The sequence below is a fragment of the Tahibacter sp. genome (genome assembly GCF_032229445.1).
Classification (GTDB): Bacteria; Pseudomonadota; Gammaproteobacteria; order Xanthomonadales; family Rhodanobacteraceae; genus Tahibacter.
Genome location: NZ_JAVTWC010000007.1, coordinates 100,653 through 113,007, shown reverse-complemented (window position 1 = coordinate 113,007; position 12,355 = coordinate 100,653). Strand labels below are relative to the sequence as shown.

Genomic DNA, 12,355 nt, shown 5'->3' with positions numbered 1-12,355 from the left:
GATCAGCGAGATCGCCGGCGCCAGCGGCTTCGAGAACCGCTGTGCATTCTCGCGCCTGTTCAAGCAGCGCTTCGGCATCAGCGCGGCCGCGCTGCGTCGCGAACACGGCATAGGCGTGCGCAACCCGCGCAAGCGGCGTTGCGACAGTAGCGAATTGCTGCGCCGCGCAGTTTCCGCAACGCCGTCTGCCAACTCGCGGCAACTCGGCGTAGCCACAGATTTTTAACGTTGCCGCACCGGGGTTCTTCCCGGTTTGCCGGCCTTGCCTGCGCGCTCACCGATCGCGCCGATGCCGCCATTGCCTCGACCAACGGCCGGCGGCGCTGCGGTCGATTTGTGAATAATTTCAGGAGAAACACATGTTCAATCCTTCGCTCCCCCGAGCCGTGAGATCAGCGCTTGCCGGCCCCAGTGTCGGTGCAGGCGCCATCCTGCTGGGCTGCTTCGCGCTGCCCGCGGCGGCTCAGCAGCCCGAGCCGGCCCCTGAAGCCGACAAGCTCGAAACCATCGTCGTGACCGGCTCGCGCATCCGCCGCGTAGACCTCGAAACCGCCAGCCCGGTCTTCGTCATCGACAAGGGGCAGATCGAGAAGACCGGCAAACTCACCGTCGGCGACCTGCTGCAAAGCACGCCGGTCATCGCCGGCGGCGCGACCGCGACCAACGGCGCGGTCAACAACGGCGGCGGCACCGGCGCAGCAACCATCGATCTGCGTGGCCTGGGCACGGCGCGCACGCTGATCCTCGTCAACGGACGCCGCCTGGCCGGTCCGGCGCCCGACGTCAACGCTATCCCGATCAACCTGATCGAACGTGTCGAAGTGCTCAAGGACGGCGCCTCGGCGATCTACGGTTCGGACGCGATCGGCGGCGTGGTCAATTTCATCCTGCGCAGGGACTATCAGGGCATCGAGTTCAGCGCCGACTACGGCATCGCCGATGCCGACGACGGCCAGCGCAAGGGCGTCACCATGACGCTGGGGCATACCAGCGACAAGGGCAGCCTCATGGTCGGCGTGAACTATCACAAGCAAGACGCCGTGTCGGCGGCTGATCGCGATTTCTCCAAGGACGCGCTGTACCTGTCCTCGGGTTCCATCGTCGCCGGCGGCTCCAGCCGTACGCCGCGCGGACGCATCTTCCTGCCCACCGATCTCATCGCGCAGTTCAACTGTCCGGCCAATTCCGCCGGTTCGGTCACGCGCATCGCCGGTGCCGCCGGCAGCTCGCTCAATGACTACAAGTGCTATGACCCGGCGTCGGACGCGTTCAACTTCCAGGCCGTCGGCAATCTCGAACTCACGCCGCAAGAGCGTGGCAGCCTGTTCGTCGTCGGCAACTACCGTATCAGCGACAACGTCGAGGCCTACGTCGAGGCCTTCCACAACAAGACACGCGCAGCCTACGCGATTGCGCCGCTGCCGTTCGACGCACGCAACGACAACGTGCTGATCTCCGCCGACAATGTCTACAACCCCTTCGGCATCGACTTCGGCCGCAGCGGGGACAACGATTCGGGCAACGCGTTCTTCCTGCGTCTGGAAGCGGTCGGCAACCGCCGCGCTTCGACGGCCGTGACAACCGACCAGATCAACCTTGGCCTACGCGGTGGCTTCGGCAATACCAGCTGGCAGTGGGATGCGAACTTCACCTACGGCCATTTCTCGCAGAGTCGCCAGTTCGGCGGCTACATCTTCCAGCCCAACCTCATCAACGCGCTCGGGCCGTCGTTCATCGACGCTGCCGGCGTGGCGACCTGCGGCACGCCGGCCGCGCCGATCGCTGGCTGCGTTCCGGTCAATCCGTTCAATCCCGAGGAAACGCCGGAAGGATTCGCGCTGCTGGAAGCGCCGTACCGCACCAGCACGCTGTATGTCCAGCGCGAAGGCGAAGTCAACGCGAACGGCGAACTGTTCGAGTTGCCGGCCGGCGTCGCCAGCCTCGCGGTCGGTGCCTCGTATCGCAAGGAATACCAGAGCTTCAATCCGGATTTCCTCGTGACCGCGCTGCCGCCGGACTACACCAACTGCCTGCTCGCGCAGGAGACCTGCACCTCGGCCGTGATCGGCGGCTACAACGTCAAAGAGCTTTACGGCGAGGCCTTCATCCCGGTGCTGCGCGACGTGGCGTTCGCCAAGACGCTCAACATCACGCTCGGCTCGCGCTACTCGAAGTACTCGACCTTCGGCAACTCGACCAATTCCAAGATCGGCCTCGAGTGGCGTCCACTCGACGACGTGCTGCTGCGCGGCACGATCGCCGAGGTGTTCCGCGCGCCGACGATCTCGAACCTGTTCGCCGCACCGGCGGCGAACGCGCCCACGTTTCGAGATCCGTGCATCGGCGTGACCTCACCGGTTGGCGCGAACGCGAACATCGATCGCGCCTGCGAGAACGTGACGCGCGACGGCAGCTTCGCCGGCGCGCCGAACGGCCAGACGACCGGCCTCGTCGCCGGCAACCCCAACCTCAGACCGGAGCAGGGCAAGGCCTTTACCTGGGGGCTGGTCTACGATCCGAGCTGGATCGAAGGACTTTCCACCAGCGTCGACTTATGGCGTTTCGCGCTGAATGACAACATCAGCGCGCTCGACGTCAACACCGTCGCGCTGCAGTGCTTCACCGCCGGCAACCTCTGCGACTTCATCCATCGCTTCGAGTCCGACGGCCAGGTGTTCTACATCGACCAGCCGACCTTGAACCTGGGCCGCCTCGATGCCAAAGGCGCCGACTTCAGCATCAAGTACCGCCTGCCGGAGACGCCGATCGGCACCTTCCGTGTCGGCCTCGATGCCACGTACACGGCGCAGTTCAACCAGCTGATCCGCGACAACACCGGCACGGCCACCGGGTCGATCTTCGCGGCCGGCCAGTTCAACCGTCAGCTCGGCAACTACGCCCGCTGGCGCGGTCTGGGCACCCTGAACTGGGAACTGGGCAATATCGACGCGAGCTGGACGACGCGCTACGTACACGGCTTCGATCTGGGCACCCTGCGGCCCGGCGGAGATTCCGCCGATGGCACGTTCGCCAACGTCGTCGTCGGCTACGGCGCGACCACCTACCACAACCTGCAGGTCGGCTATCGCATCGAACCGATCAATGCGCGCGTGGAGCTCGGCGTGGACAACGCGTTCGACAAGCAGCCACCGGTGCTGTTCCAGAACAACGTGACCAACGGCAATACCGATCCGGTCACGTTCGATACGGTCGGACGCTATTACTGGGCGCGGTTCAGCGTGAAGTTTTAGCGATAGCGCATGGCTCCGGGGCATCCAAGCAAACACCATCCCCACCCCGCCCTCCCCTTGAAGCGGAGGGTTTTTAAGAACCTCGCGACGAGCCTACAAACAACCGGAGCATTCGCGGAAGCCCTGCGATTCGTGAGTTGTCGCGATGACTAGCCCTCCCCTTCAAGGGGGCGAAAGGCAGCCGCACAGAACCGCAAGGTTCTGGCTGTCTTGAGCGCCCGACGGGCCGGAGGGTTGGGTGGGTATGGTGTATTTCTTGCGATATTCAATTAGCGCTTTCCGCTTCGTCTCACGCACGCTGCCTGATGGCCCACACTGTCGCAAGCTGCAGCATGGCCGGTGCGATATAGCCGCGGTGAACGCGGTCGATGCTGGCCATGTAGACGCGGCCGAACAGGTTCTTGCACTGCACGCGCGTGCTCAGGCTGAAACGCACACGACCATCGGCACCGAGATCGACGCGCACGCTGGAGCGGAAGCGCAGGTGCCTGTCGTCGGCACCGAGCAGGACTTCGGCGCTGCGGTCGTCGTCGGCGACGGCCTGGTCGAGCACCGGGAAGCGTGCGTCGAAGCGCTGTTCGGGCTGCGCGCAGAGCAGTGAAGATACCGGACAGCCGAGCGGGCTCGTGCGCAGTCCCAGCGGGCGCACGAGCGCGTTGCGCAGCACCATCAGGCGCGACACGCCGCGCGGACGGTTGTCGAGAAAACCCTGCAGCAGTGCCGACAGCCACGCTCTGGCCGAATCGGCGCGCAGCTCGCCGGGCGCGGTTTCCAGCACGAATGAATCCTCGTGGTGGCAGCGCTCCGCGAGCGTACCCGTGAGTAGCGAACCGGCCTGCAGTGGCTGCACCACGACGGCGTGGCCGCTGCCGTTGTCGGACAGGAAACCCGGCGACGCGCGCCAGCGGCGAAGTTGTCCACGCACGCGGCCGGACAGGCTGCGCAGTCCGCGGCAGACGGCACCCTGCGCCGAAGCGGCCGGTGCGTAGAGCGACAGGGCGACGGTCGGCACGCTTGCAGGATCGTGTGCGTCGCTCGCGAGCAGCATGCTTACTGCTGCGGGCAGCAGTTCGGTCAGGGCCGGAATCGTCGCGGCGCCGGCCTCGACGCGGGCGCGCAGATCCGCGGGCAGATTGCCGCCGAGTTCATTGGTATGGCAGGACAGCGCAAACAGTGCCGGGTGCGCCGCGCCCTTGTCGCGCGGCGCGAACTGGTGCCAGGTCTCGCCGGCGAAGCGCACGGTGAACAGGCTGTCGGGAGGAATGTCGACGAAGCGTAGCTGACGCAGGAAGCTGCGCGGATCGCGCGCGATGTCGGTGCTGCTCGCGCTGGAAAAGCGCAGTTGCGCGCCGCCGCTGCCCGACACCGCGGTAAACACGCGATGGCCAGCGTGGCGATGGAACGGATGGCCGCGCGGGCCGACGGCGAAGGAATACAGCGAGGTTGCGTCGCCATGTGCGAGGTCCATGCCGGCCAGCCGCGTCGAAGGTTCATCGAGTTCGTCCACGAACTGCGCATGGGCGCGTTGCCGTGCGGTCGCTCCGGCGTAGAGCTGGTCGCCTGCGCCCAGGCCCAGCTGTGCGATCAGCGAAACCTCCACGGGAGGGCCGCCGCCGGCGCCCGGTAGTCGTACGCTCGGAAAAGTCTGCACCACTTCGGTCAAGGCCGGCATGGCCACGCTCCTGGTCTGTTGCGGGCTCGCTTCGAGTCAGCTGCGCCGGTTCGCGCGCGCGCGGCTCTCGCGCTTGAGCGGGCCGGCCACGGGACACAGTTCGGCCGCCCAGGCGAACACGGTGTTGGCGAGGCGGTCGGGTACGAGCTTGAAATAGACGAACTGGCCGCGCTTTTCGCGCGCAATGAGGCCGGCCTGTTCGAGTATGCGCAGATGGCCGGACAGCGCCGGCTTGCTGAAGTCGAAGCGTTCGGCGATTTCGCCGGCGCTGAGTTCGCCCTGGTTGAGATAGGCGAGGATCTTGCGCCGAGCCGTCGATGCGAGTGCCTCGAATACCTTTTCCATGGAGAGTTCGGAAGTTAATTAGTTAGTTAACTAATAGTCGGCAGCGGCAGCGGCGTCAACCGCGGCGCGGCGTCTGCGACACCCTGCCGCAGTCCCGCGCATGCGCGCGCAGCGTCCGCCGTCCCGGCTGCGGTCGCATACGAGGTCGAGGACAATGGCCTTCCCTGTGCCTGCCGGATCCTCCCATGCCCGCGACTGCGTCACTCGCCCCGGACCGCTTCGACCTCGACACACCGTGTCTTCTCGTCGACCTTGCGCGCCTGGACCGCAACATTGCGCGCATGAACGCGATCGCGTCGCGCCTGGGGGTCGACCTGCGGCCGCATGTGAAGACCGCCAAATGCACGCAGATCGCGCGGCGCATCTTCGGTGGCGCGACCGGCCCGGTCACCGTGTCGACGCTGCGCGAGGCAGAGCATTTTGTCGCCGATGGTTTTCGCGATCTGCTCTACGCTGTGAGCATCGTGCCGTCGAAGCTCGCCCGTGCCGCGGCGCTGGTCAGGGCCGGCGCAAACTTGCAGATCATCGTCGACGACGGCGCGACGTCCGCTGACATCGCCGTGGCGGCGCAACGCGAAGACGTGACATTCGACGTGCTGGTCGAGATCGACGCGGACGGTCATCGCGCCGGCCTGCGTCCGCACGATGTGCGCATCGTCGAGATCGCGCGCGGGCTCGAGGCCGCATCGCATCTGCGCTCTAGCGGCGTCATGACGCATGCGGGCGGTTCGTACGCCTGTGTCGGCGCGGACGCGCTGCGCCGGCATGCGGAACTCGAATGCGCGGCGGTGGTGCAGGCTGCGGCGCAGTTGCGCGCTGCCGGCCTCGGCTGCGCGCGCGTCAGCGTCGGCTCGACGCCGAGCGTGAGCTTTGCCGAGGACTTGAGCGGCGTTACCGAGGCACGCGTCGGCGTCTACGTGTTCAATGATCTGGTGCAGAGCAACCTCGGCGTCTGCACGTTGGACGATATCGCACTGTCGGTACTCGCCACGGTGATCAGCCACAAGCGCGACACCGGCCGCGTCATCATCGATGCCGGCGGTCTGGCCTTGTCGAAGGACCACGGCACGGCAGGCCAGGCCATCGACTACGGCTACGGCCAGGTCTGTGATATCCACGGACAGCCGCTGGCAGATCTGCGCGTCGTCGAAGTGAACCAGGAGCATGGTCTGATCGCACCGCGCGACGCGTCGGCGTCGGCTGCCATGTTCACCGCGCTGCCGATCGGCAGCCGCGTGCGCGTATTGCCGAATCACGCCTGCATGACGGCGGCGGCCTACGACACCTATCACGTCGATGACGGTGCGGCGCTGCAGCGCTGGCCGCGCTGCAACGGCTGGTAGCACAGCTCTCAGCCCGGACGCTCGATATGCGCGGCATAGCAGCCGCGCGTCGCGTAGTGGGCCTGGATATACGCTGTGGCCGGATCGGCGAGCAGGCGGCGTACCGCCTCGGCGATGTCGTCGCCACGGGCGAGTTCCGCCACGTGGATCAGGTGCTGCGCATCGAAGGCGCGCAGTGACAGGACGCGTCGATGCAGCACCTCGGGAATCTCGTCAATCGCGTCGTACGCCGACAGCGCGCCCTCACGGACGAAGATCGCATGGCTCGCGCGGTACGGCGTGTCGGCCGGCTGGTGCACATGATTGAGCAGCAGCAGGCTTTCGCCGGGCTGTGCGTCGCGCAGTTCGATGCGATCGGGAAAGCCCGGCGTGCGGTCCGCGACACAGCGCTGCGCGCCGTGCGCGCGCAACGCCGTGTCGGACAGGCCGAACAGGTGACTGAAAGGTTCGGGCGACAGGCCGCGCACGCGGAACGACATGGAGTGATCTCCGGCAGGAAGGATGCGGCGCAGGATGCGCGGACCTGCTTCAGGCCGCTATCCGGATCCTGCGCCGCATCGTTCATTCGGCCTGCGCGAGCTGCCGCAGACGTGCGTGCAGATCGAGGACCAGTGCGTGTTCAGACGGGTCCGGCACTTCGTTGGCGCTGGCGGCGGCGAGCAGGCGCCGCAAGCGGCGACTCGCCCCGGTCGCGGCTCGCCGCGGTCGGCGTTCGGTCGGCGGAACGATGAAGCTGGTAAAAGTGAACAAAGAAAGCGGCTGGTTCGACATGGGCATGTTCTCACGAGACTGAAAGAGGAATCCGGCCCGGAACGCGCACGCGGCCGCGGCCCGCCAGGGAACGGGACGGCATGAAGGCGTGGTGTCCGGTATCGTCGCGGTCGCTGCGGCTACGGAGCCGGCGGGACGACGTCAGGCAGTATGCCGCGGGGCTATCTCACGGACTGCGATGAGCGGGTGAGGCAGGTAGGATGCAGGACATGCGCGACACGATTGCCGCAGCGCGGTTTCGCGCTGCGGCTGTCGTCAACACGGGCCGGCTCAGGCTGCGTGCGGGACGGTCGCTCGCGCGCCCAGCAGCAGGTCGCTCGCGCGCTCGGCGATCATGACGGTCGGCGCGTTGGTATTGCCGCCGGGCAGCACCGGCATCACCGAGGCGTCGACGACGCGCAGCGCCTCGACGCCGCGCACGCGCAGCTCGCTGTCGACGACGGCATCGGCGTCGTTGCCCATGCGACAGGTGCCGATCGGGTGGTAGATGGATTCGGCCTTGCGCCGGATGAACGCGGCGAAATCCGCATCGCTGAGGATTGCCGCGCCTGGGTGGAGCTCCTCGCCGCGATAGGCGTCGAAGGCCGGCTGCCGCAGGATCTCGCGCGACAGGCGCGCGGCTTCGATCAGCATGCGCAGGTCGAAGCCGTCGGCATCGCTCAGATAGTTCGCGTGGATCGCGACCTTCTCCGCCGGGTCGGCCGAGCGCAGCGCGAGATGACCGCGGCTCTTTGGCCGCAGCGCGCAGGCGTGCAGGGTATAGCCGAAGCCGGGAAGCCGGTTGCGGCCGTGATCGTCGAGCAGCGCCGGTACGAAGTGGAACTGCAGGTCGCAGCGCTCGTCCGGCGCCAGGCGTGAGCGCGCGAAGCCGCCGGCCTCGGCGATGTTGGAGGTGCCGATGCCGCGCCGGCGCAGCAGGAACTCCAGCGCGATGGCGACATCGTTGGTCTTGTCGTAGGTGATCGGCTGGGTGCAGCGCGTCAGCGTGCAGATGTCGAGATGATCCTGCAGGTTCGCGCCGACGCGGGCGTTGTCGGCTTCCACGCGGATGCCGTGCTGGCGCAGCTGCCCGGGCGGGCCGATGCCCGACAGCATGAGCAGCTGCGGTGAATTCAGCGCGCCGCCGCTGAGGATCACCTGACCGCCCTCGGCGCGCTGCGTGCGGCCATGGCGGCGGTATTCCACGCCGACCGCGCGGCCGTTGCTGAGCAGTACGCGTCCGGTCGTGGCGCGCGTGATCACCGTAAGGTTGGCGCGTGCGCGCGCCGGACGCAGGTAGCCCTGCGCGGTGGAGCAGCGCGCGCCGTTCTTCTGCGTGACCTGGTAGTAGCCGAAGCCGCCCTGGTTCGGGCCGTTGAAATCGCTGCTCAGCGGATGGCCGGCCGATGCGGCCGCGTCGATCGCGGCCTGCGACAGCGGGTTGTGATGGCGCAGGTTCGAGACGGACAGCGGACCGTCGCCGCCGTGCAGACCGTCGGCGCCGCGCTCGTTGCCTTCGCTGCGGCGGAAGTAGGGCAGTACCGCGTCCCAGTTCCAGTTCGGATCGCCAGCGAGCTGCGCCCATTCATCGTAGTCGCGCGCATCGCCGCGGATGTAGCACATCGCGTTGATGGAACTGGAGCCGCCGAGCACCTTGCCGCGTGGCCACCACAGGCGCCGGCCGTCAAGCTGCGGCTCGGGTTCGGTGGAATAATCCCAATTGACGCCTTTCTTACCGACCAGCTTGGCCAGTCCCGCCGGCATGTGGATGAACGGATGCCAGTCGCTGCCGCCGGCTTCGAGCAGCAGCACGCGATGGTTCGGATTGGCGCTGAGCCGGTTGGCCAGAACGCAGCCGGCCGATCCGGCGCCGACGATGATGAAGTCGTAGGTCATTTCCTGCTGCCCGGGGAGGACCGCGCGAGGCTAGGTGGCGGGGGTAGAGCAGATGCTCCATCGCAGTGCAGCATCGGGGGTTGGTACACTCGCACTGTTCTCCAGGGAAATCCCGCGATGTTGGGTTCGTCGGTTGCGCTACGCGGCCTATTGTCGCGTCTGCTTATTGTTTTCGCATTTTTTGCAGCTACAGCGCAGGTTCGGGCACAGGTTCCGGCGCCTCTACCTGCTCCCCGCCTGGACCTCACTGTCGCAGGCGAGATCAGCTCGGTCGCGGCTCAGGCCGACGGCGGACTCATCCTGGTTGGAACATTCACATCTATCAATGGAACTCCGCGCGACGGTATCGCCCGGTTGACCGCAGGTGGATCGCTCGATCCGCTGTGGTATCCGCGCGTACGCTGGACAAACCGGGAGTACGCGACTCAGCGCGTCCATGCTTTGCCTGATGGCAGCGTATTGCTGTTCGGCGAGTTCGATCGCATCAACGGCCAGTTTTCGTTAGGTTGCGGCGAGAAGCTGTCGGCCGATCCGTCGCCCGTCGTCATTACGTCCTGGCGATTGAACGTGAGCTGCCTGTCGGGCCCCCTGGCTTTCGACGAAGAAGGCTGGGTCTATTTTCTTGGTGCGGGTGTTGTTCGTCGCGCACGGACTGATACAGGCGAACACGATCCGAGTTGGGGCTATCAATTTTTCGGCGCCGGGATCCTCTATGACGGCAATGGTGGCCTGATTTTGTACGACGGGACGTTCCTGACGCGTGTGTCGCTGGCGACGGCCAAGCTTGTCTGGCAGATTCCGTTGTCCGATTGGAGCGGCGCTCTCGTCGGCGGCGGGGCCGCCGCCACATCGGACGAAATTTACCTGGCCTTCGCATCCGGCTACGTAGAAAAACGGTCATTGACGACCGGCGTCAGCGCGCCTGGATGGCCAAAACCAGTTTCGAATAATCCGTGGGCGTTCGTGCTGGGTGACGACGATACGTTGTATCTCGCTGGTGTCGGCTGGGCAAAGGCGGTTTCAGGCACGACTGGCGAGACGCTTGCCAATTGGAAAATCGAAGGCATTCGACGGTGGGTGCGCGCAATCGAACGTCGCAATAACGGTCGCATGATCGTCGCCGGCAATTTCGCGCGGGTCGGTACGACGCCGGCGCTCGGTCTTGCAGAACTGGCTTCGCCGACGAGTCTGCCGGTCGCTCTTGCTGCTGCCGAAAACCGCGCCTATGCCGAGCGCATCGTGCGCCAGCCCGACGGCCACCTGATCGTCTCGGGACAGTTCGACCGCGTGGATGGGATAGAACGGCAGCGCCTCTTGCGTCTGTTGCCGGACGGCACACTGGATTCGACGTGGGCGCCGCGCGTCGATGAGTGGATCCGACAGATGACCCTCGATAGCCAGGGTGATCTCTATCTGGTCGGAAATTTCGAGTACATCGACGGTCACGAAGTCGAGAAGGGACTCGCGAAAATCGACGGCAAGAGCGGTAGTGTCGTATCCGACTGGCTGCCGTGGCTCGGTGGCGAGATACCGTCAGCAGTCGCGGTCGACTCGGCGGATCGTGTATATGTATCCACGTTTTACCGTTCCACGCGGCCGGCCTATCGCCTTCTTCCGGATGGCAGCACCGATCCGGGATGGAATCCATCCGCACCGCAGATGCTGACCTATGGGCTTCAGCGAATCGACGGTCATGTCTATGCATTGGGCATTGATACCCAGGATCGCCGGGTCATGCATCGAGTATCGGTGTCGACCGGTGTGGTCGATCCCGACTGGCAGTTGTTCCTGGCTTCGCAAAACGATGAATGGGCGCTCACGCAAATGCCGGACGGCGATCTGCTCATCGGCGGTAGCTTTGACAGTATCAACGGAGTGCCACGCAGTCGCCTCGCGCGCGTCTCGGCGACTGCGCCAGTCCTTATCCGCGACTGGAATCCGGCGCCTGACGCGAGCGTCTCAGCATTCGGTACAACTACGACGGGCCGCCTGTTCGTCGGCGGCGCATTCAAGACGATCGGCGGCAAGGCACGAAATGGTGTGGCCGAGCTGGATCCTGCCGACGGCATCGTGCTTGACCGCTGGGTCGCGCCGTCAGGCGGCGGTCGCATGGCAGTGGCCGACGATCGCGTCTACTTCGTCTGGGGCCTGCGCGGCGTCATCGCCTATCCGCTCGACATCGGCGACACGATTTTCGCGACGCCCTTCGACTGAAGCCCGGCACGCGTCAGTCGAGCACCTCAACCGCATCGCCGACGCGGATCGTGCCACTGCCGCGCGCGATGAGGTTCTGGCCGAAGGTCACGCCGGCTGGCGAGCGGCGGTACGTCGTCAGCGTCTTCAGTGGCTCGCCATCGGCGTTGCGTTCGCCGCGTTCCGGATCGACTGTCGTGAAGATGCAGCGCGTGCAGGGCTTGACCAGCTCGAATTCGACGCTACCGATGCGGATGCGCTTCCAGTCGTCCTCGGCATGCGGCAGCGTGCCTTCGACGACGAAGTTAGGGCGGAAGCGCAGCATCGACACCGGTTCACTCAGGCGCTGGTTGAGCGCGTCGAGCGCGGCGCTGGAGATCAGTAGTTGCGGATAGCCGTCGGCGAAGCTGACTTCGTCGCCTGGGCGGCCGAATTCGGGATTGACGCTGCGATGCGCGATGTCGTCCATGTGGACGAGGTGCAGTTCGGTTCCGAGAAAGCGGCTGACCCAGTCGCCAGCGGCGGCGTCGGTCTGCGCCGCGTCCACCTGCGAGCGCCAGATCTCGACGCTTCGCCGCGGCGCGGCGGACGTGGGCACTGCAATCTCGATCGTCGGCATGCCGGGTGCTTCGAGGCGCAGGCCCTGCGCGAGCGGCGTGGCACGGATCAGCGGCATTCGTGCGTAAAGACGCCCGGTCACGAATTTGCCAGCCGTGTCGACGACGAGCCAGCGGCGGTCGTCGGCAAGGCCGCGCGCCTCGACTTGCGCCGAGGGCGGCGTCAGTGCCGCACAGGATTTGACCGGATAGACGTGGAGTGCGGCGAGCGTCGGATTCATGCGGCCGATTCTATGCCGGGCGTCCCGCCGCGTGCGATGGCCGTCGGCAACGCATGCTAGGCTTGCG

Annotated in this window: 9 protein-coding genes and 1 pseudogene; 4 read left to right on the top strand and 6 right to left on the bottom strand. The window is 66.1% G+C overall.

Features of this window, described 5'->3' with window-relative positions; translation table 11 throughout:
* Positions 1-226, top strand: a pseudogene (locus RUU78_RS02205) (hypothetical protein); the annotation flags it as partial.
* Positions 227-359: 133 nt separating this feature from the next.
* Positions 360-3,251, top strand: a complete 2,892-nt coding sequence (locus RUU78_RS02200; protein ID WP_313913224.1) for a TonB-dependent receptor — start codon at positions 360-362, stop codon at positions 3,249-3,251.
* Positions 3,252-3,540: 289 nt separating this feature from the next.
* Here RUU78_RS02200 and RUU78_RS02195 read toward each other — a convergent pair whose 3' ends face one another.
* Together RUU78_RS02195 and RUU78_RS02190 are read right to left on the bottom strand one after the other, a co-directional pair.
* A complete protein-coding gene (locus RUU78_RS02195) occupies positions 3,541-4,923 on the bottom strand; it encodes a DUF2867 domain-containing protein (RefSeq protein ID WP_313913222.1) in 1,383 nt (460 codons plus the stop codon).
* 36 nt (positions 4,924-4,959) lie between these two features.
* Complete coding sequence (locus RUU78_RS02190; protein ID WP_313913220.1) at positions 4,960-5,268, bottom strand: metalloregulator ArsR/SmtB family transcription factor; 309 nt, start codon at positions 5,266-5,268, stop codon at positions 4,960-4,962.
* Positions 5,269-5,453: 185 nt separating this feature from the next.
* Here RUU78_RS02190 and RUU78_RS02185 point away from each other — a divergent pair, with 185 nt between their 5' ends.
* On the top strand, positions 5,454-6,611 hold the full coding sequence (locus RUU78_RS02185; protein ID WP_313913217.1) for an alanine racemase: 1,158 nt from the start codon (positions 5,454-5,456) through the stop codon (positions 6,609-6,611).
* 8 nt (positions 6,612-6,619) lie between these two features.
* Here the strand turns inward: RUU78_RS02185 and RUU78_RS02180 are convergent, their stop codons facing one another.
* The 3 genes from RUU78_RS02180 to RUU78_RS02170 all read right to left on the bottom strand — a co-directional run bounded on the left by RUU78_RS02180 (position 6,620) and on the right by RUU78_RS02170 (position 9,257).
* A complete protein-coding gene (locus tag RUU78_RS02180; protein ID WP_313913216.1) occupies positions 6,620-7,090 on the bottom strand; it encodes a DUF1203 domain-containing protein in 471 nt (156 codons plus the stop codon).
* An 82-nt stretch (positions 7,091-7,172) separates the two neighbouring features.
* The gene (locus tag RUU78_RS02175) at positions 7,173-7,382 is read right to left on the bottom strand and encodes a hypothetical protein (RefSeq protein ID WP_313913214.1); all 210 of its coding nucleotides are present in this window, start codon (positions 7,380-7,382) and stop codon (positions 7,173-7,175) included.
* A 270-nt stretch (positions 7,383-7,652) separates the two neighbouring features.
* Positions 7,653-9,257 (bottom strand): choline dehydrogenase, encoded by a 1,605-nt coding sequence (locus RUU78_RS02170; RefSeq protein ID WP_313913212.1) that lies wholly within the window; start codon positions 9,255-9,257, stop codon positions 7,653-7,655.
* A 117-nt stretch (positions 9,258-9,374) separates the two neighbouring features.
* On the opposite strand from RUU78_RS02170, the gene RUU78_RS02165 reads away from it, so the two are divergent.
* Positions 9,375-11,471, top strand: coding sequence for a delta-60 repeat domain-containing protein (locus RUU78_RS02165; protein WP_313913210.1), 2,097 nt, complete (start codon positions 9,375-9,377; stop codon positions 11,469-11,471).
* Positions 11,472-11,484: 13 nt separating this feature from the next.
* Here the strand turns inward: RUU78_RS02165 and RUU78_RS02160 are convergent, their stop codons facing one another.
* A complete protein-coding gene (locus tag RUU78_RS02160; protein ID WP_313913208.1) occupies positions 11,485-12,288 on the bottom strand; it encodes an MOSC domain-containing protein in 804 nt (267 codons plus the stop codon).
* Between the last annotated feature and the right edge of the window lie 67 nt (positions 12,289-12,355).

Bases quoted from the DNA above. Each gene is read 5' to 3' on its own strand.
- RUU78_RS02175 (WP_313913214.1), bottom strand. From the start codon at position 7,382: ATGTCGAACCAGCCGCTTTCTTTGTTCACTTTTACCAGCTTCATCGTT.
- RUU78_RS02195 (WP_313913222.1), bottom strand. From the start codon at position 4,923: ATGCCGGCCTTGACCGAAGTGGTGCAGACTTTTCCGAGCGTACGACTA.
- RUU78_RS02180 (WP_313913216.1), bottom strand. From the start codon at position 7,090: ATGTCGTTCCGCGTGCGCGGCCTGTCGCCCGAACCTTTCAGTCACCTG.
- RUU78_RS02190 (WP_313913220.1), bottom strand. From the start codon at position 5,268: ATGGAAAAGGTATTCGAGGCACTCGCATCGACGGCTCGGCGCAAGATC.
- RUU78_RS02200 (WP_313913224.1), top strand. From the start codon at position 360: ATGTTCAATCCTTCGCTCCCCCGAGCCGTGAGATCAGCGCTTGCCGGC.
- RUU78_RS02170 (WP_313913212.1), bottom strand. From the start codon at position 9,257: ATGACCTACGACTTCATCATCGTCGGCGCCGGATCGGCCGGCTGCGTT.
- RUU78_RS02165 (WP_313913210.1), top strand. From the start codon at position 9,375: ATGTTGGGTTCGTCGGTTGCGCTACGCGGCCTATTGTCGCGTCTGCTT.
- RUU78_RS02160 (WP_313913208.1), bottom strand. From the start codon at position 12,288: ATGAATCCGACGCTCGCCGCACTCCACGTCTATCCGGTCAAATCCTGT.
- RUU78_RS02185 (WP_313913217.1), top strand. From the start codon at position 5,454: ATGCCCGCGACTGCGTCACTCGCCCCGGACCGCTTCGACCTCGACACA.